Source organism: Rhodopirellula sp. MGV (assembly GCF_002251265.1).
GTDB lineage: Bacteria > Planctomycetota > Planctomycetia > Pirellulales > Pirellulaceae > Stieleria > Stieleria baltica_A.
Map to the genome: position 1 here is coordinate 1 of NZ_NPDI01000039.1, position 22682 is coordinate 22682.

Genomic DNA, 22682 nt, shown 5'->3' on the forward strand with positions numbered 1-22682 from the left:
CAGACCCCGCATCGACAGGGACAGACCCCGCATCGACAGGGACAGACCCCGCCGGTGAGTTGCTATCAACACAGGTTGCGGGGTCTGTCCCCGCCAAGGTTCCTAGACGATTTGCTAGCTCGTCGGCTTGTGGGCTGCGGTATTGGCCCCACCAGCCTTGTCGCATCGCGCGCTCGATCGAGGCCTGGATCTCGGGCCAAAGGGGTGGCCAAGCGGGTAAATCGGAGTCGCAAGTGTAAAAGCCGTCAAACTTAGTGGTCGGCTGGGCTTGTGACCGTTTTTGCCCTTCCATATCATGCCGCACTTGTATTTTGCCCGCAAAGCTATCGAAATCTCCCCTCTCCGGTCCGGGTAGTGATCCAAGACGTCGTTGAATTCGTACCGAAACTGATGTTCATCGCCGAAGATGCAGTGGCTGCAGAAGACCAACCTCTGCTCATCCACATGCTGGAGGGGCCGTGGATTTTAGTCATTGGATTCGTCGCGATTTTCTATTTCACGTATGTGATGCCAGAAAAACGTCGCAAAGCGGAGGAAGTCAAACGCTTGGCAGCCATCACAAAGGGCAGTCGGGTTGTGACAGTCGGTGGCATACACGGGACGATCGTCAACGCGAGCCCTGAAAGCGACGTGCTGACGATGAAGCTTGACGAGAGCGGCAATGTACGGGTGAAGGTCAGTCGATGGGCTTTGACGGTTCTCGACGAAAAGAAAGCCAAGGACAGCGAGCCGTCCAAAGATTAAGTACTGAATTCCGAATGGTAGCCGGTGTTCGAGAAGGCAGGAGCCTGACGTCCCGGCGAGTTACACGACATATCTTGGGCCTCACGCCCATCAATTACACATCACTCTAGAACGCCTACTATGGAATCGTTAACTCTCGCCCAATCGCTGATTGCACAGGCTGAACAGCAACAAGGCGTTTCTTGGCAGCAATTGCTGTGGTTGGCTGGCGCCTTCGCCGTCATCATCGTGCCGTTCTTTGTGGGCGGATTTTTTGCCAAGGCGTTGAAATTGCCAAGCCACTCGGTGCGAATCGGGTTTGTGCTCCTTGCCGTCACCGCCAGCATCGCGGTACTGGTCAACCGCTTGCCAGGTCTCGGCGTTGACCTTCGCGGCGGAACGATCCTGGTTTACGAGATCGACCCCAGCAAATCGAATCCAGAAGCGGATGGCGCGAGCAAGGTTAAAAGCCAGGATTTGGTTGGCCCGCTGACCAAGCGGATTAACCCCGCCGGTACACGTGAAATCGTCATTCGCCCCTACGGCGATAGCCAAATCGAAATCATCATCCCCGAAGTCGATCAACGGGAAGTCGCGACGATTGAAGAAGTCCTGCAACAAGCAGGTATCTTGCGTTTTGCAATCGTGGCCAACCGAATCGACCATCAACGCCTGATCGATATGGCGACGGAGCAGGCATCGTCGAACGACCGTGCCGTCCGATTGAGCGAAGTGATTCTCAACGAAAACAATGAAGTCGTCGGCCGCTGGGCCGAAGTCGATCGCGAAACGTCGGCCAAAACCGATGTCAAACCATTGCGTGTTGATGTCGGAAACGCGATTGTCCGAAATCCACAAACCGGCGAACTGATCGACCTGCCCTCCAGCGTTCGTGGCATGGATGGCGAATTCAAACAAGCCCAGTGGATCGACGAGAACGGTCTGAACGGCTTGGAAGTTTTGATGGTCATTGACCCGGCTATCGACGTCAAAGGCGAAGACTTGGCCTTTGCGTCAACGACATTTGACGACAAAGGGGCTCCCGCGGTCGCGTTCAACTTGACCGAATCCGGCAGCCGCAAGTTCCGCGTCCTGACCACCGAGAACTCGCCCAAAGGCACACGCCAACGACAGCTCGGTATCGTCATGGATGACCGTTTGTTGTCCGCACCAAACATTTTGCAACCGATTAGCAAGTCGGGTCGCATCACCGGCAACTTCACCACCGAAGAAGTCCGCTCGCTCGTCGACATTCTGAAAGCCGGCCAATTGCCAGCCGCACTGACGAAGCAGCCGATCGCAAAGAACCAAATCGATGCGACCCTGGGTGCGGATACAATCCGCAAAGGCGTCTACGCGATTGGTACTTCGCTGATCCTGGTCCTGCTGTTCATTCTGTACTACTACCGATTCGCTGGCCTGATTGCCTGTATCGCCCTAATCATGAACTTGGCGATGATTTTGGCAACGATGGTCCTGATCAACCAACCGTTGACCTTGCCAGGTCTGGCCGGTTTGGTTCTGACCGTTGGTATGTCGGTTGACGCCAACGTCCTGATCTTTGAACGGATCCGCGAGGAGATCAACAAAGGCGCCAAGAATCGTATGGCGATCCGCAACGGTTTTGCCAAAGCAACGGTAACGATTGTTGACGCTAACTTGACGACGCTGTTTACCGCGATCGTCCTGTACGCCATCGGTACCGACCAAATCCGCGGCTTTGCCGTGACGTTGATCTTGGGCATCCTGTACTCGATGTTCACCGCAATTTACATGTCGCGGACATTCTTCGACATTGCCGAACGTCACAACAAATTGACCCTCAGCATGTCTGACTCGGTCAACTCGATCCGCAACGCGCTCGCTGGCGGCGGCATGTTCGACTTCATCGGCAAAGGCAAAATCGCTTTAGTCGTTTCGTCGATCCTGATTGTGATCGGTGTCGCTTCGCTGGTCGTCCGCGGAAAAGGCATCCTCGACATCGACTTCGCGGGTGGTTCCTCCGTTCAATTCCGCGTGGCGGAAACAACATCGACCGAAGAAATTCGTCGCATTGTCGGCGATGGAATCGGCGAACAGAACGGCAGCGCAGTCCAGTTCACGGTGAACGGCGTGAAGATGGACGAAGCCGAGCCGGGCACCGTGTTTAAAGTCGACTCTTCCATCGAGTCGGTCGACGAACTGCAATCACGCATTGTCGAATCGTTCGCCAGCAGCCCTGAAGCAAAGCTGGTTACCTATAACGTTACCGTCGTTGACGAAAGCAACTCGACCTCGGCACTTCCGAGTGACGACAATGGCGTGATGCTGACCGCAGCACAAGCCGACGAAAGCGATGCGGAGACAACCGGTGAAGAGGCCGCTCAAGGCGACGTCGCTTCGCAAACCGCCGTACGCCGAATCACCCTCGGTGTTGACGGTTCGGAATCTGCCGCAGCGATCAGCGAACCAGCCCTGATCCAACGCCTTAAACAAGCCAGCGAAGAACTGTCGATCCCATTGAACGATCGAGCGGTTGTCCTGCTTCCCGATGGCGAAGGCTCCGAAGACTGGAAGACCGGCTCAAGCGTTCCGTTCTCGAACTGGAAAATCACGTTGCCAATGGACGACCAAAAGGCCACTCAATTGATGGCTGCGGTTGAACAATCACTTGGTGACGAACCCATTTGGGTCAGCAGCAGCAGCGTCGGTGCACGCGTCGCCGGTCAAATGATCGGTCGTGCTTCGGTCGCGATGTTTGCCAGCCTGATGGTCATCATCCTTTACATCTGGTTCCGATTCCAACGTGTTATCTACGGCTTCGCAGCTGTGGCAGCGTTGATCCACGACGTCTTGATCACCTTGGGTGCGATCGCGATCAGCTTCTACGTCGCTGACGCTCTCAAATTCCTCTACGTCGACCAGTTCAAGATCAGCCTGACGGTCGTGGCAGCACTGCTGACGATCATCGGTTACTCACTGAACGATACGATCGTCGTGTTCGACCGAATCCGTGAAACGAAGGGTAAAGCACCACGTTTGACGGGCGAAATGATCAACACCAGCATCAACCAAACGCTCAGCCGTACCTTGCTGACTTCGATCACAACGCTGATCGTGGTTGTGCTGTTGTATGTGTTCGGTGGCGAAGGCATCCACGCGTTCGCATTCGCCTTGGTCGTTGGTGTTCTGGTCGGTACCTACAGTTCGGTCTTTGTCGCCAGCCCCATCCTGCTGTGGTTGGTGCAACGCGGCGAAGCAAAGACACAATCGAACTAGTCGTCGGTGATCGATCGGCGAAACTGACTGAAGCGTTCAACCGAACGCGCGCCGACCACTGAAAACTTCACTCGCACGGCCGAGTCTTCACACGAAGACTCGGCGTGTTGCGTTTACGATCCGCCATCGCAGAGGATTGAGGTCGGAAAAGTAGACCGGAACGAGGTTGTCGCACCTTCGATAGGTTCCTTTGCTCTCTCACTCGGTTATGCTTCGCCAGTTGCTATTTCGACACTCTTTCCGGTTCCCGATTTGAAGTTTGATTTCGGCGGGGGCGTTGTGACCAAGGTCGGTGAATCGATGTCTGTAATTTCGGCGTGCCATCGCGTCTCGTATCTGCTGTGTGTGATTGTCTCTTTTGGCGTTAACGCAGTCGCCCAAGATCAACTTGGCAACAACCGGCTTGCTGAACGTCGACTTACGGAACACGAAAGCGAAGCACTTCGCACGCACTTGCAAGAAGACATCGAGTTTCTCGCGTCGGATGACCTGCGTGGACGCAGTGTCACCGATGACTCCATCAACCAAGCACGCGACTACATCCAGACGCGCATGGAGAACATCGGATTGCAAATGGATCTGGCCGGCGGCGACGGCTTGCAACCGGTGGATATCGAAGTCGGCAGCCAAGTCCGCAGCGACGACGCCAATGCGCTTGTCCTGACAAATTTCGACGACACCGGCAAAACGGTTAGCGAGCGGGAGCTGAAACTCGGCGACGGAATGTCACCGCTGTCGGTCGGCAACGAACGGTCCATCGTGACTGCTCGATTGGTCTTTGCCGGATATGGCGTCACGAGCGACGAACACGAATACGATGACTATGCGAACATCGACGCCAAAGGCGCGATCGTCATGATGCTTCGTAAAGAGCCTGGGCCAGACGATCCGAACAGCCCTTTTGACGGCGTTCGCAATACGCAAAATGCGTTCTTTGCGATCAAGATTGAAAACGCGATCCGCCACGGCGCAACGGGCGTTCTGATCATTAATGATCCCGCGAGCGTCCAAAAAGCTATTGCCGACGAAGTCGAACGACGCGAACTAGAAGAACGCCGACTCGCAGAACTCGTCACTCTGCAAAATGAATTGCCGCCGGAAGCGGTCCGTAATCTTGCCGCAACCAAAGATAAAATCGAACGCACGAAGAGCCTGATCGAGTCCATCGGTCAGAATATCACGAAGGCGGAACGCGGCGTTTTGAATCTCGCTGACGCGGGTGTCCAAACGGACCGTTCGAAAGCGATCCCTGTCGCGTCCATCGCTCGTGATATCGTCGATGAACTGTTCCAAAACGCCGGTGAAGGATCATTGAACGACGTCGAACGTCAAATCAACGAGACGTATCAGCCGCACAGTTTTTCGATCCCCAGCGTTCGCGCCAAGCTGTCCGTCGACCTCAAACCGGCGGTGATTTCCAGCGACAATGTGATCGGCCACATCCCCGGAAAAGGTCCGCTTGCTAGCCAAACGATCGTTCTCGGGGGTCACTACGACCACGTCGGGATGGGCGGCTACGGCTCACTCGCTCCCGGCACCATCGCGGTGCACAACGGTGCTGATGACAATGCGAGCGGTACGGCGGCAATGCTTTCCTGCGCCGATCTGCTAGCAAAGAAACTAGAGACCAGCGACAACCACCGCGGTGTCGTGTTCATCGCGTTCACGGGCGAAGAGCGTGGATTGCTGGGCAGCCAATACTATGTGGAGCACCCGCAGCTTCCGATCGAGCGAACGACCGCGATGATTAACTTTGACATGGTCGGACGCCTTCGTGACAACGAATTGACGGTGTACGGAATTGGGACGGCGACCGGACTTGAGTCACTGGTCGACGAAGCGAATCAAGCGTTCCGATTCGATTTGTACAAAGTTGCTAGCGGCTATGGGCCGAGCGATCATCAGTCGTTTTACCGTGCAGGAGTACCGGTGCTGTTCTTTTTTACGGGGCTGCACAATGACTATCACCGGCCTTCTGACGATTTCGACAAAATCGATTTCGGTAACCTAGGCCGCATAACCGATATGGTTTCTAACGTGGCTTATCGCTTGGCGGTGATGCCCCGTCGTCCGGTGTATTCTGAAACTGACTCTCGCGTACAAATCCGTCGCCAAATGACGGCCTATTTGGGAGTCAGAGTTTCGTTGAAATCGGAAAGCGTTGAAGTTGTCGAGGTCACTCCGGAAGGTCCGGCGGCCAAGGCAGGGTTGGCGGTCGGCGATCAACTTCGCTCCGTTGGCAGAAAGGAAATCCGGACCACGGAAGATCTATTATCGTGGGTCCGCAACCATTCTGCGGGCGACACATTTGCGATCGAACTGGTCCGCGAAGGCACCTCAAAAACGCTGACGGGAAAGCTTGAAAAACGCCCTGAATAATGGGCTGATCAATCTTTACGCCGGATCGCCGGATTGCCACAATCGAAAAAATGTCACTGAAATCGGTCGACCGACCGGTGTAGCAAGGACACACCCGATCGTTCGCAGGCAATGGATGTCTGTGGGGTTGTGGTTCATGCGACAAAAAGGACGCGCGACTCAAAACGCAAGGAGAGCGAAAGTGCGAACCGTTCGCCACCAAGTCTATGGAATCGCCATCGGATTGGCTGCCGTGTTGGCACCCGGTCTCGTGGCCAATCAAGCTCAGGCGCAAAACACGGAACCGCATCGCATTGCGGTCGTCGATGTTGGCTACATCTTCAAATCCCACACCGGTATTCGCACGCAAGTCGCGAAAATCGAAGCTGATCTAAAAGCTTTCGATGCGGAATTGAAGGACAAACGCGAGCAACTTCGCGTGATGGCTGCCAAGCTAAAAGACCTTAGCCCTGGCACCCCCGATTACGCTGCTCTGGAAGAGCAAATCACCGACATGGATGCTAAGTTGCGATTGGAAATGAATCGCAAACGCAAAGAGTTGGCTGATGCCGAAGCGAAAATCTACTTTGACAACTACCAGCACATCGCTGAAGGCGTCAAGTTCCTGGCAGGTCACTACAAGATCAACCTCGTTCTGCGCTATAACAGCGAAGAGATGAAGGAAGGTGAAGGCCAGTCTGTTATCCGTGGCGTCATGAAAAACATCGTCTACCACGACGAGCAATTGGACATGACCCCAGGCGTGATGCAGTACCTGGACCGAGTGATCAAGACGCAAGTTGCCGGCAAGCCAGCCGCGACTTCGCCTCGCTAAGCAAATTCATAGTCGCAGGCCGCTGATTCAGCGGTCGCGTGGAAGTCACGGGGAGTGAGAGCTCGCCATCAAATGCACTCAAGGACGTGGTGCAGGGCGACCGCGAATCCATCGGAAGGACCCGATGGGCGACTTTTTTGATCCAACTGAAAGCGACGTGTCGGAAACGGCCGTCGCTTTTATTTTTCCATCATCCAAAGGGGAGGGCTCGAGATGAAGTTTTCTCGCAACCAACACACCATCGCATCGACCTGCGTTGTTTCCGGACGCGGCTATTGGTCCGCGAAAGAAGTTTCGGTGGTCATGCACCCCGCCCCTTTGGACACCGGAATCCGACTGGTCCGTTCAGACCTGCCTGGCAACCCGGGATGCGAAGCAACCGTAATCAATCGCAGCGATGCGAACTTACGAACCAATATCGAATCGGGTGACGCGTCGTTCCAGATGATCGAACACCTGATGGCTGCACTGTACGCTTTGGAAATCGACAACTGCATCGTTGAAATCGACGGCGAAGAACTGCCCGGACTCGACGGCAGCAGTAAACCTTATGTTGATGCGCTCTCACACGCCGGATTGATTGTCCAAGCCGCACAGCGAAAGCGTTTGGTCATTCAACAAGTCATCACACTACGCGAAGGATCGTCTTGGATTACCGCTTCGCCAGTCCCAACCGGCATCAGCCACTTCGGGTATCAACTCGCATTTGATTGTGACGGCCCGATCGCCGAGCAGTCGTATGGTTTTAGCTGCACGCCGATCAACTTCACCCGTGAAGTCGCACCGGCACGAACCTTCGTCACACTCGAACAAGCCAACGCTTTGCACCAACGTGGCGTTGCCCGACACGTTGGCTTCAATGAACTGTTGGTTTTCGGTGATGACGGACCAGTTGAGAACGAACTGAAATACCGCAACGAATGCGCACGTCACAAAGCACTGGACCTCGTCGGCGACTTGTCGCTGGTCGGTTGCGAGTTGGTTGGCAAGTTTATCTCGCACCGGGGCGGGCATAGCCTAAATGGACGCATGGCAAAAGCACTTTACGAACTTGCCGTCCAGCAACAGCGTTATGAAAGTGACTCGCGTCAAAAGCAAGCCGCTTGAAGTCGCCGCGATCGATCTTGGCAGACAGTTTTGATGCCGCATAAATAGAATTCAACTAAACAAACGCAGCGACGTGACAACGGACGCTGCGTTTTTGTTTGTTGGTGTTTCTGATTTGCTGCGACGTTGTTTCGCAGAGATCGACGGCTTGCCCGACAGTCTTGCCGAGCGTGAATCCGGTCGTTGGTGGGGTCAAGTGGAACGGAATTGATTTTCATCCAAAATCAATGCAAACCGATCTCGATTTCAAACCGAAGAATCCGTTACTGTCACTTTGCCCGTGCGGCTTAGATACCTTTCTTACCCTTTGAAATGACGTTTAGATATGAGCGTTGTCATCGCACCGACGGCCGTCGTGGATCCGAAAGCCCAACTGGGCAGCAACGTTCGCATCGGACATTTCTCGGTGATTGGGCCGGATGTTCTGATTGGCGACGGAACCGTGATTGACGAACACGCTGTGATCACCGCCCAGACCACGATCGGCGAAAACAATCGCATCTTCGCTGGCAGTATTATCGGCGGCGACCCACAAGACACCAGCTACAAGAACTCGCCGACGAAAGTCATTATCGGCGACAACAACATTTTCCGCGAACACTGCACGGTGAATCGCGCGACCGAAAAAGAAGACGGCATCACCGAAATCGGACATGACAATTACTTCATGGCCGGAACGCACGTCGCCCACGATTGCAAAGTCGGCGACCGTATCGTGATCGCCAACAACGGCATGCTTGGCGGACACGTCCGTGTTGGCAACGACGTCACCATCGCCGGCGGCGTTGGTGTGTCACACTTCGCCAGTATCGGACAGCTGAGCTTCGTCAGCGCGATGAGCCGAGTGCTGCACGACGTGCCTCCTTACACGATCGTCGATGGACAGCCGAGCAAACCCCGCGCGGTCAACACCATCGGACTGAAACGTCACGGTTACACCACCGAAGATGTCGAAGCTCTGACCCAAGCATTTCGTCTGCTTTACCGGGCACGCATCGGCATTGATAAGGCACGACAAGAAGTGTATTCCAATGGTCCGATTCGTCCCGTGATCAAGCACCTATTTGACTCTATCGATCGGTCCTGCTCCGGACGACATGGACGCGGACAAGACCAACGAGGAAAGAAGAAAGCGGCATGACAAGTTTGCGAGTTGCAGTTATCGGTGCCGGACATTTGGGCCGGATTCACAGCAAGTTGCTCGGCAGCGTTGATGGCGCCAAATTGGTCGCGATCAGCGATCCGATCGAAGAAGCCCGATCGCGTGCCGCCGAAATGTTCTCGGTGCCCGTGGTCGACGACTATCGCGAGTTAATCGATTCGATTGACGCCGCCGTCATCGCATCTCCGACCGACTCGCATGCTGAAATCGCGACCGACTTGCTCAAGGCTGGCAAGCATCTGTTTGTCGAGAAGCCGCTCGCTATCTCTTCGACCGACGCTGACCGGTTGGTGATGTTGGCCGCGTCAAAGCGACTGACACTGCAAGTTGGCCACGTCGAACGATTCAACCCCGCGTTCACCGCGCTCGGCAAACTTGGTGTCGATACCAAATACGTCGAAGCCGTTCGCGCGTCGCGTTTCCCAGGACGTTGCCTGGATGTCGGTGTCGTGATGGACCTGATGATCCACGACATTGACCTGGTGTGCTCGATGACCGAAGCCGCCGTCAAGCAAGTCAGTGCCAGCGGATTGGCCGTGGTCAGCGACCACGAAGATCTTGCCGAAGCCCGTATCGAATTCGAATGCGGCTTGGTTGCGAATCTCAAAGCGTCACGCATCAGCCCCACACCGGCTCGATCGATGCAAGTTTACGGGCCGAACGGTTTCGCAGAAATCGATTTCTCCGGCCCAGCACTGCACACCGTTCAAAGCAGCGAAGCGTTGATCGAGCGTGAGTTCGATCTCGAAGATGCTACCGACAATCCGCTCGGGTACGCCGACGAGTTGTTCAGCGATCACCTGCAACTCGGCACACAAAAACTGGAACCTCGAAACGCGATTCTGGATGAGCTGCACGACTTCGTCATCAGCATCCAATCCGGCATCGCCCCCACCGTCAGCGGCGCAGCAGGTGCTCGTGCGGTCGCGATTGCCGAACAGATTTTGGCTTCAATCGAAAGTCGTGCGTGGTACCCCAACGCGACACCCAGCGAAACCGGCTCGCTCGCGTCGGCACGCACTCGAATTGCGACGAAACCGCGTCTACGCAAGGTCGCCTAACCCGTTTCGCCGTTTCCAATCGATACAACGAATGCTTCGTCCAATCGGACGAAGCATTTTTTTTTGCACGATGCCTGTCGCAGAGACCAAGGATTCTTCGCACTCGCGAGGCACGACTGCCGATTCGAAGAGTTTCACCGGGGAGACGAGCAATAAGTTGCCTTTGCTGGTAAACTGGTTTGAGAAAATGCGTCGTCGCACTAAGGTTTCGCCCGCCCAGCAATCGCAATGAAGCTGGCGATTTCTCGATGCAGAACTCTCCCACCTGACAAAGCCCTACCGCTTCTCGCGAATTTCCAGATGCTGCCGATTGTTGAGCACCCGACTGCTGCAAAAGAGTTTGTCACCAACCCGGACCGTTCACGATGGCACGACCGTGCGTTGTGGTTCGTCCGCAGCAAACGTGACCTGCAAGCATCCTCGCTTCCCGAATGGGAATACCTCCGCGAAACCGCCTCGCAAATCAAAACGCATACGATCGCAAATCTTTCGCACTACCTCGAAGAATTCGAACGCAATGCGATCGCCGCTGGCGCAATCGTCCACTGGGCTGAGGACGCCGAACAACACAATCAAATCGTCCTCGAAATCCTTCAAAAGCATCGCACCAAACGGATCGTCAAAAGCAAGTCGATGCTGACCGAGGAGTGCGGGCTCAATCATTACTTAGAAGACAACGGGATCGACGTTGTCGACACTGACCTCGGCGAGCGTATCGTCCAACTTCGCAAAGAAACGCCCAGCCACATTGTCTTGCCTGCCATTCACATTAAGAAAGAAGAGGTCGGCGAGACGTTCCATGAACACCTTGGTACGGAAGAAGGTGCGTCCGATCCGAAGTACCTCACCGAAGCAGCACGCAATCACCTCCGTGACAAATTCCTGGCAGGCCAAATCGGTATCACGGGCGTGAACTTCGCGATTGCCGAAACCGGCGGGATCGTGGTTTGCACGAACGAAGGCAACGCTGACCTTGGAACGTCGATCCCCAAAGTCCACATCGCTTGCATGGGGATCGAAAAACTGGTCCCTCGGCAACGCGACTTGGGTGTGTTCACGCGGCTGTTGGCACGCTCGGCAACCGGACAGCCAATCACCAGTTACACCTCACACTTTATCGGTCCCAAGGACGACAACAGCGAATTGCATATCGTCCTTGTCGACAATGGTCGAACGCGACTGCGAGCGAGCGCGACGTTTCGCGCAGCGATGCACTGCATCCGCTGCGGCGCTTGCATGAATACTTGCCCAGTTTACCGACGCAGCGGCGGACACAGTTATCGTGCAACCGTTCCCGGTCCGATTGGCAGCGTGCTTTCGCCGACACGTGATCCGGATTCTTACAAGAGCTTGCCCTATGCATGCAGCCTGTGCGGTTCTTGCAGTGATGTCTGCCCGGTCAAGATTCCGCTGCATCACCAGCTACTCGCCTGGCGTGGCGAACTGGTTGGCAAAAAGCTCTTGCCCCTGGGTAAGCGGATGGCAATGAAGATGGCGTCCCATCTGTTTCGACATCCACGTTTGTTCTCCACCGCCGGCGCCATCGGACGTCGATCGCTGCGATTACTCCCGCGTTGGGCCACACACAACCGCTTCAATAAATGGACAGTCGCACGGGACTTGCCGAAACCTCCACAAGAAAGCTTTCGCAATTGGCACCGCCGGCATCGTGGCAGTTAACTCCTCTCGCCACTTGTCTTTTCCCACGCAAACCGTTCATCGCCTCGCAAGTCCCACCATGAGTTCAACGTCTTCTGCAAAACGTGCGATCTTGGATCGAATCAAAACGCAACCGGTCCAAGGACCACCGTTACCTGACGTTGATCCCAATGTGGTGATCAAATTTGATGACCCAATCGCAAAGTTTCAAGAGATGCTTGGAGCTGTCGGCGGACAAGCCCACATGGTCCAAACGCTGGGAGATGTTCACAGCACACTACAAACGCTGGAAGAGTTTGCTGACGCGAAGCAAATCGTATCGCTGGTTCCCGATGCCGTTCAAGGAACGGTTTCGACCGAAGCTGCCAGCGACCCGCTGGCCTATTCGAACTTGGACTGGAGTATCGTCGCGGGCGAATTCATGGTCGCTGAAAACGGTGCGATTTGGGTCAACGGGAACACGCTCCCGCATCGCGTGCTGCTGTTTATCGCTCAGTACCTTGCCATCGTGGTTCCGAGGAAACAGATCGTGGCCAACATGCATCAAGCCTACGAGCGAATCGAAGATTTTGGTGCGCGATTCGGCATCTTCGTTTCCGGGCCCAGTAAGACGGCCGATATTGAACAATCACTCGTCCTTGGTGCGCATGGCTGTCGCAAGTTGCAAGTCTTTATTGTCGATGACATGCCTTCGGCATAGACACTCAACCCGCCGCAGCTACGGGCTCTGCTTCTGGTTCTAAGTCGCTCGCTGGTTCCGAAGCCTCGGCCTCGACTGGGCCTGCGGCTTCTTCCATTGGCGGCTTGAACTTGGAAAAGATCTCTTCAAGCTCGAGAGATGATTTTCCTGTTGCGCTCGGACTGACCGTGTAGCGCGGCAGCTTCAATAGCTTGAACCAGAGTGCTGTTACCTTATCGGACAGGTGTTTTTGCATTGCAGAATCGACCTCGGAGTCGATTTCAAATTGGATTGCTCCCGTTTGCTTGTGGCAGGCCTTCCACCGCACCGATGCCCACGGAATCTGCTTTACACAAATCCGCCGGTCTAAAAAACCATGCTCGGAGAACTCCAAAACCGGTTCTTTCAGCAGGAATGTGCGTTTCGAAACCAAGCTCATATCGAGGGCAGACGCGAACAATCCTAGTCCGACCAATGTGACCAACAGCCCGATCACAATGGTTTTGGGGAGCAGCAAGGTCAGCCCAAAAATAGACAGTACCAGTGCGAGCACTCCCATCGTGCACCAAGCTGCAAGATAGATCGTCGCGTGCGATTTATTGACTTCGATTTGAACAGGTTCGCTCATAGATTGGTTCTCCAGTTGGCAAACAAGTCTGGGCCAACTCTCTCTGTCCGTCACGAAGATTCCACGCCCAATGGGGCTTGCCGAGCCGCCGCCGAAAACGGTTGCAACACTTGAAGGATTCTTAGCAGCTAGACGCCTGTTCGATTCCATTCGCACAGGGAAGCTATGCCGGAGAATGAAAACCGACAGCAGAGGGTTAATCCGACGTCGAATAACCTATGAATTCACAACGAGAACTTGCATTCACAATTTGGCTCGAAACGCACATCCAATGTTGCCTGAAAACAACAGTCGCTGAAACGTTTCGAAGTTGCCAAAAACGCTACCGCAACACAACAACTGCAGCCTAGCATCCACGTCTCCGGCAAGATCCGTTTTCGGTTGAACACAATCGGTTGCCTCTGGACAACCTCTTCTTAGCAAGTGGCGAGGCAACAGTTCCTTAGCGACTAATTCAACATCCGAAATCTTCGCTGGTCACTTCGAGACTTCAATCCTCGGTCGCGTCGTGATCGCGCCGCCGCGTGGAGATCATCCCGAATTCACGAATCGCTGCATGTTGTTGCACGGTATGTTTGAGTGCTACTCGAAAGGAGGAACGAAATTGGTGTGTTGAGACCTGAGATGCGAACGAGTGCTTCACCAAATCGCTTGAACGCTTCCATCAGAACTCGGCACATACTGTGACTTCTTGTAAATGGCCACCGCTACTCTTACAGAGGAGATTGCCATGATCACTCCCGTGAATTCGGTACTTGCAAGTTCGATCAATTTAAACCTGAACAATTACGCCAGTGCCTCCGAGAAGCTTGCAGACCCACAACGCTCTGAAGATGTCGATGCTGTCATCAAGATGAAGCGTTCCAAGCAAGCTGCCGAAGCAGCAATGGCTGCGATGGCACGTGTGAATGAAACAGCCGAACACTTACTTGACATTGTCGTCTGATTCTTCAACGCGTCCGTAACCCGTCCATCAACTTCCGCTTACCCTCAGCGATCTTCATCCGGCATCGATTGCCTCCGCAACCGCTCTAGCCTTTATTGGTGCTTGGCATCTTTCTGCCACAGCAACATCGGCTGGTTGAACGAGGCCTCGCCTTTGTCCATTTCACAACGATCGATTGCTTCATTTCATCTGAAGGTTATTCCGCATCCGCGAGTTTTTGAAAGTCGGCAGAACTGTCGGCAGATAACCGCGATCTATGGTTCAGCGGAATTTACCCGCATTGACAGTAACTTTACTGAAAATCGATGCATCTCTTTGACAGGTAGGGACATCAACAACCGTTGATGGCATTCATGCGGCGGCTAGGCATCTGCATTGTCCGCCGCATGATCCTTTAGGCGGCTACCAGCGAGAGACGAAACCAAAGCAAACGCTATTTGCCAACCGATATGGTCGTATGAAATACAACAATCTTTCGATGCGGACGAAGCTGTATCTAATGATCGGCCTCTACGCAGCCGGATTTCTCATATTCGGTGTCTGGTCGTATATGGCACTTTCCGCCTCTAAAGTCCACGGCCCTTTTTACAAACGGATCATCCAGGGCAAGGACTTGATCGCTGATGTGTTGCCGCCGCCAAACTACATTATCGAGTCGTATTTGAACGTTTTACGACTCGCTGATGCGATTGATCGACAAGCACCTGAAAGCGAAATCAAAACGATGCTTGCCAACGCGAAGATGCTTCAGGATGAATACGAAGTCCGCCAGGCTCACTGGGCCAGCGACCTTCCTGAGGGCGAATTAAAAACGACGATGATTGTCGACTCGCGAAAACCGGCCGAGCGTTTTTACCAGATTCGCAACCAACAGTTCATTCCCGCCTGCAAAGCACGGGACCTCGACCAAGTCAAATTGATTGCTCGCGGCCCATTAACCGAAAGCTACAACGAACATCGAGCTGCAATTGATCGCGTGGTTGAAATGGCCACAGCATGGCATCAAGCCGAAGAAGCGGACGTTGCAACGTTGGTCCAAAACCGAACGGTCGGTTCCATCGTGATGGTCGTTGTGATCTTGACCTTCGCGTGTGGTTTCGGCGGCTACACACTAATCAACACCGTCACACCGTTCCGGAAACAAGCTGACTCGACCCGAGTACTGGCACAGACTGTCAAGGATAATGTGAGCGAGCTAACCGGCGCGGTTCAACAACTGGAGTTCAGCATCCAAGAAATATCGGGCAACGCCAGCAACGCAGTCAGTGTTGTCCGCTCTGCTGTCGATGCGGCCGAATCGACCAGTGCGACTCTAGGCAAGCTTGGCGAAAGTAGTACCGAGATCGGCAAGGTGATCAAAACGATTAATTCGATTGCCGAGCAAACCAACCTGCTCGCGTTGAACGCGACCATCGAAGCGGCTCGTGCCGGCGAGGCCGGTAAAGGGTTCGCGGTTGTCGCCAACGAGGTAAAAGACTTGGCGATGGAAACGAGCCATGCGACCGAAGAGATTATCTCACGCATCGACTCAATTCGTACCGAGACTTTGGATGCGGTCAAATCGATCGAAAGCGTCTGCACCGTGATCGCGGAAATCAACTCAACACAGGAAGCCATCGCGGCCGCCGTTGAGCAACAATCGGCAATGACCCGCGAAATCTCTCATACGATCCTAACCGTCGCAAATGACACCGAATCAATCGCGACGGATGTACGGTCACTCGCTGAAGCTGCCAGCTCATTCGAGAGTGAAACTACGATGCCACAACGAGTCAGCAAGTTCTCATTGCCCTCGATGAACCCTGTCACGGCTAGCTAATCCCTGATACCGACGGGTCATCGAAAGACATCAAACGCAAAAAGCCCACCTGCATTCGGTGCAGGTGGGCTTTGCGATTGAAAGGTGCGTGGGGCATCCTTTGTTTGATTAACGGGCCGCTCGCAATTGCCCGCGTGCGCGACGAATCGCGGTTTCGCGAAGCTGAGCTTGCTCGGGAGTTCGGGCCGACATATCGAGCGCTTCCGCCAACGCTTTTTCGGCTTCACCGACGTCCAACAGATCGACAGGAATCGATCGGCTTGTCAGCAGGTTGACCGTGTTGCCTTCGACTTGGGCGAACCCACCGTCGACGAAAAAACGTTGCGGTCCGGCCGAGGTTTCAAGTTCCAATTTGCCATACCCCAGACGTCCGATCATCGGAGCTCGGTTGGGCAGAACGCCCAGCGAGCCGTCGAACATCGGCAACGTGACCGAAGTCGCTTCGGTATCGAGCTCGGTTCGTTCGGGGGTGACAACGATACAGCGAATCGCCATGGCTTACTTTTTCTCCATCTTCTTGGCTTGCGCCTCGGCTTGCTCGATCGAGCCAACATACATGAAGGCTTGCTCGGGCAGGTGATCCCACTTTCCGTCGCAGATTTCTTCGAAGCTGCGGATGGTGTCTTCCAGTGGGGTGATTTCGCCGGCTTTCCCGGTGAAGACTTCCGCGACCAAGAAGGGCTGCGAAAGGAATCGTTCGATACGACGAGCGCGGTGTACGACGGTCTTGTCATCTTCGCTCAATTCATCAACACCCAGAATCGCGATGATGTCTTGCAGTTCGCGGTAACGTTGCAAGATTGTCTGGACGCGGCGAGCGATCGTGTAGTGGCGATCACCGACATACTGTGGGTCAAGAATACGCGAGTTAGATGCCAGAGGATCGATCGCAGGATAAATACCCTTTTCCGAGATCGAACGCTCGAGATAGATAAACGCGTCAAGCTGACCGAACGCGGTCGCAGGGGCAGGGTCGGTCGGGTCGTCTGCAGGAACGTAGACGGCCTGAACCGATGTGATCGCACCTTTCTTGGTCGACGTAATACGTTCTTGCAACGCGCCCATTTCGGTCGCCAGAGTCGGCTGGTATCCCACTGCCGAAGGCATCCGTCCAAGAAGTGCAGACACTTCTGAACCGGCTTGCGAGAAGCGGAAAATGTTATCGACGAACAACAGGGTGTCCGCACCCGTGGTGTCACGGAAGAACTCGGCCATGGTCAGTGCCGACAGAGCGACGCGAAGACGCGACCCTGGTGGCTCATTCATCTGGCCGAAGACCATGCAGGTTTGCTCGATTACCTTACGGCCGGTTTGACCGATTTCGGTTTCTTGCATTTCCAACCAGAGGTCGGTGCCTTCACGCGTACGCTCACCAACACCGGCGAAGACCGAATAACCACCGTGGCTGCTAGCGATACGAGCGATCAACTCGGTCAAAATAACGGTTTTACCCAGACCGGCACCACCGAACAGACCCGCTTTACCACCACGAACGAATGGGGTCAAAAGGTCGACAACTTTGATACCGGTTTCGAACAGTTCGGTGTTCGTCGACAGTTCGTTGACCGGAGGAGCTTGACGGTGAATCGGCCAGTGGTCTTCAGCGGCAACTGGGCCACGGTTGTCGATTGGGTTACCGAGAACGTTGAAGACGCGTCCCAGGGTTTCTTTACCGACAGGAACCGAAACGGGGTTTCCGGTGTCGACGACGCTCATCCCACGCATCATGCCTTCGGTACTACCGAGAGCGATCGCACGGACACGTCCACCACCGAGGTGCTGTTGCACTTCACCGACCAAGTCAATGGTGACTCCCTTGTGCTCGCTCTTGATTTCCAGAGCGTTGTAAATCGCGGGGAGCTGGCCTTCGGGGAACTCGGCGTCGAATGTCGACCCGATGACCTGCGTGACTTTTCCGACGACGCGTGTTTCCGTTGCGGTGGACATGCTTTTCTTACTTCGGGTGTTGGATGTGTTGATGCGGTCGTCGGGACGACCGCTGTGATTGAATTGATTGGGGAGGGAGGTTAGTTTTCCAGAGCTTCAACGCCGCCGATGATTTCCATGATTTCACCGGTAATCTGGCTCTGACGGGCTCGGTTGTAGGTCATGGAAAGTTCTTTGATCATCTCGCCGGCGTTTTCGGTCGCACCCTTCATGGCGACCATTCGAGCGACTTGCTCGCTCACCGCCGCGTCCAAGAAGCACTTGAACAATCGAACCTTGAAGCTGGTCGGGACGACCTCTTCAAGAATGCTTTCGGCTGATGGCAAGAATTCATAGTCGACATTGCTGCCGCCCAATTCTTCTTCTGTCGACTCGTCACCAGCGAGTGATCCCAAGGGCAACAACGTCTCGACCATCGCGACCTGCTTCGACGTGCTGACGAACTTGGTGTAAACAACATCCAGACGATCGATTTCGCCGGTGATGTAGCGTGCCAAGTAAGAACTCGCGATCGCTTCGACTTCGTCGTACTTTGGCTGGTCTTCAAAGTTCAGGTGGCGTTCGTCAGTTGTGACACCGCGGAAACGCAACCCGTCAACACCACGCTTCCCACTGACGTCGACGGTGACGTTGGGAATCGTTTCCTTCATCTGGCGGATCTGGGGCATCGCCTCACGAAGCACTGCCGCGTTGTAGCCGCCGCACAATCCACGGTTGCTGGTCAGGACCAGAACCCGTGCACTCTTGATCTCGTCGCGCTGTTCCAACAACGGGTGTTTAACATCCAGACCGGCCGCAGCCAATCGCGAGACGATCTTCGTGATCTGATCGGTGTAAGCGGTCGCCGCCTGGGCTCGCTCCATCGCTTTCTTATAGCGAGCCGTTGCGATCAATTCCATCGTCCGCGTGATCTTGCGGATGTTCTTGATCGACTTGCGGCGTTTATCAAGCGCTCTTGCGTTGGCCATGAAACGTAAAAGGAATGGTGTTGTTCGTTGTTAAAACAATCGGATCCGGGGACCCGTCCGTGAAGCCGAAAGGCCCGAATTAGGCAGCGGGCTTGTAACCGGCTTTGAAGTCTTTGATTGCGGTTTCCAGCATTCCGACGACTTCTTCGGTCAAATCGCCGACTTCAACGATCTTGGTCAGCAAGCTGCTGTGCTTGTCATGGATGAACTGCAGGTAGTCTTTTTCCCACTGCTGAACCGTCTTGATTTCGACGTCATCCAAGAAGCCTTTGGTGCCGGCGTACAGCGAGCAAACCTGCTCGGCGACGGACAGCGGTTGGTACTGTGGCTGCTTGAGCAACTCGACCATGCGGTAACCGCGGTCCAGCTGAGCTTGGGTCGCGGGGTCCAGGTCGGTACCGAGTTGTGCGAACGCCTCCAAAGCACGGAAGGCTGCCAAGTCAAGACGCAGACCGCCGGCGACTTTCTTCATCGCTTTGATCTGAGCGTTACCGCCTACGCGAGAAACCGAGATACCGGGGTTCATCGCGGGGCGAACACCGGAGAAGAACAAGTCGGGTTGTACGTAGATCTGTCCGTCGGTGATCGAAATCACGTTGGTCGGGATATACGCCGAAACTTCGCCTTCGAGGGTTTCGATGATCGGCAAGCTGGTGATCGATCCGCCGCCCAGTTCATCAGACAGTTTGCTGGAACGTTCCAGCAGACGGCTGTGGCAGTAGAAAACGTCACCGGGGTAAGCTTCACGTCCTGGTGGACGACGCATCAGCAAGCTCATCTGACGATAAGCGGTCGCTTGCTTGCTCAAATCATCATAGACGACCAGTGCATGTCCGCCGTTGAACATAAAGTGCTCGGCCATCGCGGTACCGGCGTACGGTGCAATGTACTGCAACGGGGCAGGGGCACTCGCACCGGCGCTGATGACGGTGGTGTATTCCATCGCACCGTGTTTTTCCAAGACATCGACGACGCTCGCGACCGAGCTATCTTTCTGGCCGATCGCGATGTAGAAGCACTTAACGCCTTTGCCTTTTTGGTTCAGGATCGCGTCAATCGCGATGGCGGTTTTACCCGTTTTTCGGTCACCGATGACGAGTTCACGCTGGCCGCGTCCGATCGGAGTCATCGCGTCGATCGCTTTGATACCGGTCTGCATCGGCTCCATCACGGGCTGACGCTCGGCAACGCCGGTTGCGATGATTTCGACGGGACGAGTCACATCGGTTTGAACAGGACCTTTGCCGTCCAGTGGGTTACCGAGTGGGTCTAGAACGCGACCGACGACAGCGTCACCAGCGGGAACGCTCAATAGCGTACCGAGTGCTTTGACTTCTTCGCCTTCTTGGATGGTCAGGTAATCGCCGAGGATGATCACCCCGACGCTGTTTTCTTCCAAGTTAAATGCCAGACCGATCGAGCCGTTTTCGAACTCGACCATTTCACCGGCCATCACACCGGACAGCCCATAAACGCGAGCGATACCGTCACCGACTTCGAGGACCGAACCGACTTCGCGGACATCGATCTTGCTATCGAAGTTTTCGATCTCTTGCTGCAAGACCGTTGCGATTTCGTCGCTATTGAATTTCATGGCAATCTAGTGCGAATGTTAAAAAGGCTTTTGTATGGTTTGATCGCCACCGCTGGGGAACGCTGGGTGGCATCGTGAAGTGTTAATCAACTAGGTTCGCAAACTTCTCGGAGAGCTTTGCCGAGAAGCCTTGTTTTGCCCGCTTGCCGATCGAGTCGATTCGGCCAGCGACGCTGTTATCGAACACGGTGTCACCGACTCGGATCACCATGCCGCCGATCAGTTTTTGGTCGACAACCTCTTGCAGCCGGACTTGCTTGCCCAACTTGCCACCAAGGCTTTCGATGATCGAGGCACGAAGGGTGTCATCCAATGGCACAGCCGTTTTGACTTTGGCAAGCACACGACCGCTCATCTCGTCAAGCTTTTTCTGTGCACCATCGTAAACGGCACTGACGTAACCGAGACGTCCACGGGAGGCCATCACTTTGAGGAAGTTGACCAGCATCGGATCAAACTCGCCATCAAAGATTTTGGCGATGATTCGCTGCTTTTCTTCGACGTCGATTCGAGGCGAAGCGAACGCTGCCGCCAGCTTTGGGCTACCGGCCAAATATTCATTGACCAGGATGCCAAGTTGATCGACCACCTTTTCGGCGAGACCGGACTTGCTGGCCGCTGCCATCAGTGCCTGAGCGTAGGTTTTGCCCAACTGCTCGGCACCGGTGTCCATCACCGTTTCGTGTTCAACCGCTTGAGAATTTTCCATCGATGCTTCCAAACGTTAGCGACGCCACACGGTCGTGGCATCGCGATCAGTTTTCATTCTTCAGTTCTTACTTGGGATCTGATCGAGCGCGTTGCGGATCAAGTCCGCATGGTCGCTCGGTTGCAATTCACGACCGACGACTTGCTTGGCGACGCTCATCGCGACGGCCGAAGTTTGGTCGGCGATTTCCGCCAACGCAACTTTCTTGGCGGTCTCGATATCGGCTTGAGCACGTTCGCTTTGGCGAGCGGCTTCGGCTTTCGCTTCGTCGACAATTCGGGTGGCGTTTGACTGGGCGTCCTTGCGAGCATCAGCCAGAATCGTTTGAGCTTCGGCGGAGGCTTCGGCCACTTTCTTTTCGTAGTCTGCGAGAATTTGCTGAGCCTTCTCGTTGGCTTCCTGTGCCTGATGCAAGTCGCTGTGGATCTTGTCTTCGCGAGCCTTGAGGCCACCGAGGATGACCGGCCAAACGAACTTTGCCAGAATCAGGAATACGCCCAAGAAGATTGCCAGGTTGGCAACAGCAGCCCCCGGGTCGAACGACAAGATCGGAGGCATCTGGCTACTGTCGTGGCCACCGTGTCCGGCTTCGTCGTGTTCGCCTTCAGCGTCTGCGTGTACTTCATCACCCTCGACCGTGCCGTGGGTTTCGGTCGCCTGCGCCTGACCTGCTTCGGTTTCGTCAGCGGCGCTGGCAAAGTTGCTCGCGGGCACCGTCAAAACGAGAACGCAAGCGAGCAGCAAGGTTTTCAACATCGACATCAACTTACCTTGATGGGTGCATCAGGATCGGCCTGCGTGGGACAGCCGTCGGCACAATCATCACTGTACCGAGCGTCGTTTCACGCAATCCGGAATGGACGAAATGAACTGCGAGCCACACCGGTCTGGCCGAGAGTGATCCCATCGGCCGCCGAGAGACTCGCCAACGTCCACTTATTTCAGGAACATCAGAATCAGAGCGACAACGGTCACCCCTTCGATCAGAGCGGCCGAAATCAGCATCTGGGTGCTGATCGTTCCGCTCGCTTCAGGCTGACGTGCGATCGCTTCAACGGCGTTACCGCCAATTCGACCAATGCCCAAGCTGGCACCGATAATCGCCAAACCCATGGCCAGACCGACACCCATCGTGCCGAAACCTGCGTCCTGTGCCAACAACATTGCGAAGTCAATCATCTCTCGTTTCGCTCCTAGGAAGTCTTTCGTCGCCCGCACCGAGCGGGAAA

At 54.9% G+C, this 22682-nt stretch carries 19 protein-coding genes; 11 read left to right on the top strand and 8 right to left on the bottom strand.

What is annotated here, in order from left to right; genetic code table 11:
• Positions 1-354 precede the first annotated feature (354 nt).
• From yajC to CGZ80_RS13755, 9 genes are all read left to right on the top strand, one after another.
• Positions 355-744 carry a preprotein translocase subunit YajC gene (gene yajC, locus CGZ80_RS13710; RefSeq protein WP_094415312.1) on the top strand — a complete coding sequence of 130 codons (390 nt, stop codon included), beginning with the start codon at positions 355-357 and terminating at the stop codon, positions 742-744.
• A 120-nt stretch (positions 745-864) separates the two neighbouring features.
• Positions 865-3981, top strand: a complete 3117-nt coding sequence (gene secD, locus CGZ80_RS13715) for a protein translocase subunit SecD (RefSeq protein WP_094415314.1) — start codon at positions 865-867, stop codon at positions 3979-3981.
• A gap of 300 nt (positions 3982-4281) precedes the next feature.
• Positions 4282-6360 carry a M28 family peptidase gene (locus CGZ80_RS13720; RefSeq protein WP_143543917.1) on the top strand — a complete coding sequence of 693 codons (2079 nt, stop codon included), beginning with the start codon at positions 4282-4284 and terminating at the stop codon, positions 6358-6360.
• A gap of 181 nt (positions 6361-6541) precedes the next feature.
• Positions 6542-7174: an OmpH family outer membrane protein gene (locus tag CGZ80_RS13725; protein ID WP_233148417.1), complete on the top strand. Its 633-nt coding sequence runs from the start codon at positions 6542-6544 to the stop codon at positions 7172-7174.
• 213 nt (positions 7175-7387) lie between these two features.
• Complete coding sequence (gene lpxC, locus CGZ80_RS13730) at positions 7388-8281, top strand: UDP-3-O-acyl-N-acetylglucosamine deacetylase (RefSeq protein ID WP_094415320.1); 894 nt, start codon at positions 7388-7390, stop codon at positions 8279-8281.
• 325 nt (positions 8282-8606) lie between these two features.
• On the top strand, positions 8607-9422 hold the full coding sequence (gene lpxA, locus CGZ80_RS13735) for an acyl-ACP--UDP-N-acetylglucosamine O-acyltransferase (protein WP_094415322.1): 816 nt from the start codon (positions 8607-8609) through the stop codon (positions 9420-9422).
• On the top strand, positions 9419-10504 hold the full coding sequence (locus CGZ80_RS13740; RefSeq protein ID WP_094415324.1) for a Gfo/Idh/MocA family oxidoreductase: 1086 nt from the start codon (positions 9419-9421) through the stop codon (positions 10502-10504). Before lpxA ends, CGZ80_RS13740 begins: the two co-directional genes overlap by 4 nt.
• Positions 10505-10804: 300 nt before the next feature.
• Positions 10805-12184: a lactate utilization protein B gene (locus tag CGZ80_RS13750; protein WP_094415328.1), complete on the top strand. Its 1380-nt coding sequence runs from the start codon at positions 10805-10807 to the stop codon at positions 12182-12184.
• Between the two features lie 58 nt (positions 12185-12242).
• Positions 12243-12863 carry a lactate utilization protein C gene (locus CGZ80_RS13755; protein ID WP_094415330.1) on the top strand — a complete coding sequence of 207 codons (621 nt, stop codon included), beginning with the start codon at positions 12243-12245 and terminating at the stop codon, positions 12861-12863.
• 4 nt (positions 12864-12867) lie between these two features.
• On the opposite strand, the gene CGZ80_RS13760 is transcribed toward CGZ80_RS13755, so the two are convergent.
• Positions 12868-13470, bottom strand: coding sequence for a hypothetical protein (locus tag CGZ80_RS13760; protein ID WP_094415332.1), 603 nt, complete (start codon positions 13468-13470; stop codon positions 12868-12870).
• 697 nt (positions 13471-14167) lie between these two features.
• Between CGZ80_RS13760 and CGZ80_RS13765 the strand changes: the two genes are divergently transcribed.
• The gene (locus tag CGZ80_RS13765; protein WP_143543918.1) at positions 14168-14416 is read left to right on the top strand and encodes a hypothetical protein; all 249 of its coding nucleotides are present in this window, start codon (positions 14168-14170) and stop codon (positions 14414-14416) included.
• Positions 14417-14873: 457 nt separating this feature from the next.
• On the top strand, positions 14874-16235 hold the full coding sequence (locus tag CGZ80_RS13770) for a methyl-accepting chemotaxis protein (RefSeq protein ID WP_094415336.1): 1362 nt from the start codon (positions 14874-14876) through the stop codon (positions 16233-16235).
• Positions 16236-16343: 108 nt separating this feature from the next.
• On the opposite strand, the gene CGZ80_RS13775 is transcribed toward CGZ80_RS13770, so the two are convergent.
• From CGZ80_RS13775 to atpE, 7 genes are all read right to left on the bottom strand, one after another.
• Positions 16344-16730, bottom strand: coding sequence for a F0F1 ATP synthase subunit epsilon (locus tag CGZ80_RS13775; protein ID WP_094415338.1), 387 nt, complete (start codon positions 16728-16730; stop codon positions 16344-16346).
• Between the two features lie 3 nt (positions 16731-16733).
• Positions 16734-18182 (bottom strand): F0F1 ATP synthase subunit beta, encoded by a 1449-nt coding sequence (gene atpD, locus CGZ80_RS13780; RefSeq protein WP_094415340.1) that lies wholly within the window; start codon positions 18180-18182, stop codon positions 16734-16736.
• A gap of 80 nt (positions 18183-18262) precedes the next feature.
• Positions 18263-19150 carry an ATP synthase F1 subunit gamma gene (atpG, locus tag CGZ80_RS13785; RefSeq protein WP_094415342.1) on the bottom strand — a complete coding sequence of 296 codons (888 nt, stop codon included), beginning with the start codon at positions 19148-19150 and terminating at the stop codon, positions 18263-18265.
• Between the two features lie 79 nt (positions 19151-19229).
• Positions 19230-20744, bottom strand: coding sequence for a F0F1 ATP synthase subunit alpha (gene atpA, locus CGZ80_RS13790; protein ID WP_094415344.1), 1515 nt, complete (start codon positions 20742-20744; stop codon positions 19230-19232).
• Between the two features lie 82 nt (positions 20745-20826).
• Entirely contained in the window at positions 20827-21453 is a 627-nt protein-coding gene (atpH, locus tag CGZ80_RS13795; RefSeq protein ID WP_094415346.1) for an ATP synthase F1 subunit delta, read from the bottom strand.
• 60 nt (positions 21454-21513) lie between these two features.
• Complete coding sequence (gene atpF / locus CGZ80_RS13800) at positions 21514-22215, bottom strand: F0F1 ATP synthase subunit B (protein ID WP_094415348.1); 702 nt, start codon at positions 22213-22215, stop codon at positions 21514-21516.
• Positions 22216-22389: 174 nt separating this feature from the next.
• Positions 22390-22632: an ATP synthase F0 subunit C gene (atpE, locus tag CGZ80_RS13805; protein ID WP_094415456.1), complete on the bottom strand. Its 243-nt coding sequence runs from the start codon at positions 22630-22632 to the stop codon at positions 22390-22392.
• Between the last annotated feature and the right edge of the window lie 50 nt (positions 22633-22682).

Excerpts from the sequence above, each read along its gene's own strand:
- secD (WP_094415314.1), top strand. The coding sequence starts at position 865 with ATGGAATCGTTAACTCTCGCCCAATCGCTGATTGCACAGGCTGAACAG.
- CGZ80_RS13720 (WP_143543917.1), top strand. The coding sequence starts at position 4,282 with ATGTCTGTAATTTCGGCGTGCCATCGCGTCTCGTATCTGCTGTGTGTG.
- lpxC (WP_094415320.1), top strand. The coding sequence starts at position 7,388 with ATGAAGTTTTCTCGCAACCAACACACCATCGCATCGACCTGCGTTGTT.
- lpxA (WP_094415322.1), top strand. The coding sequence starts at position 8,607 with ATGAGCGTTGTCATCGCACCGACGGCCGTCGTGGATCCGAAAGCCCAA.
- CGZ80_RS13740 (WP_094415324.1), top strand. The coding sequence starts at position 9,419 with ATGACAAGTTTGCGAGTTGCAGTTATCGGTGCCGGACATTTGGGCCGG.
- CGZ80_RS13750 (WP_094415328.1), top strand. The coding sequence starts at position 10,805 with ATGCTGCCGATTGTTGAGCACCCGACTGCTGCAAAAGAGTTTGTCACC.
- CGZ80_RS13755 (WP_094415330.1), top strand. The coding sequence starts at position 12,243 with ATGAGTTCAACGTCTTCTGCAAAACGTGCGATCTTGGATCGAATCAAA.
- CGZ80_RS13760 (WP_094415332.1), bottom strand. The coding sequence starts at position 13,470 with ATGAGCGAACCTGTTCAAATCGAAGTCAATAAATCGCACGCGACGATC.
- CGZ80_RS13765 (WP_143543918.1), top strand. The coding sequence starts at position 14,168 with ATGGCCACCGCTACTCTTACAGAGGAGATTGCCATGATCACTCCCGTG.
- CGZ80_RS13770 (WP_094415336.1), top strand. The coding sequence starts at position 14,874 with ATGAAATACAACAATCTTTCGATGCGGACGAAGCTGTATCTAATGATC.
- CGZ80_RS13775 (WP_094415338.1), bottom strand. The coding sequence starts at position 16,730 with ATGGCGATTCGCTGTATCGTTGTCACCCCCGAACGAACCGAGCTCGAT.
- atpD (WP_094415340.1), bottom strand. The coding sequence starts at position 18,182 with ATGTCCACCGCAACGGAAACACGCGTCGTCGGAAAAGTCACGCAGGTC.
- atpG (WP_094415342.1), bottom strand. The coding sequence starts at position 19,150 with ATGGCCAACGCAAGAGCGCTTGATAAACGCCGCAAGTCGATCAAGAAC.
- atpA (WP_094415344.1), bottom strand. The coding sequence starts at position 20,744 with ATGAAATTCAATAGCGACGAAATCGCAACGGTCTTGCAGCAAGAGATC.
- atpH (WP_094415346.1), bottom strand. The coding sequence starts at position 21,453 with ATGGAAAATTCTCAAGCGGTTGAACACGAAACGGTGATGGACACCGGT.
- atpF (WP_094415348.1), bottom strand. The coding sequence starts at position 22,215 with ATGTCGATGTTGAAAACCTTGCTGCTCGCTTGCGTTCTCGTTTTGACG.
- atpE (WP_094415456.1), bottom strand. The coding sequence starts at position 22,632 with ATGATTGACTTCGCAATGTTGTTGGCACAGGACGCAGGTTTCGGCACG.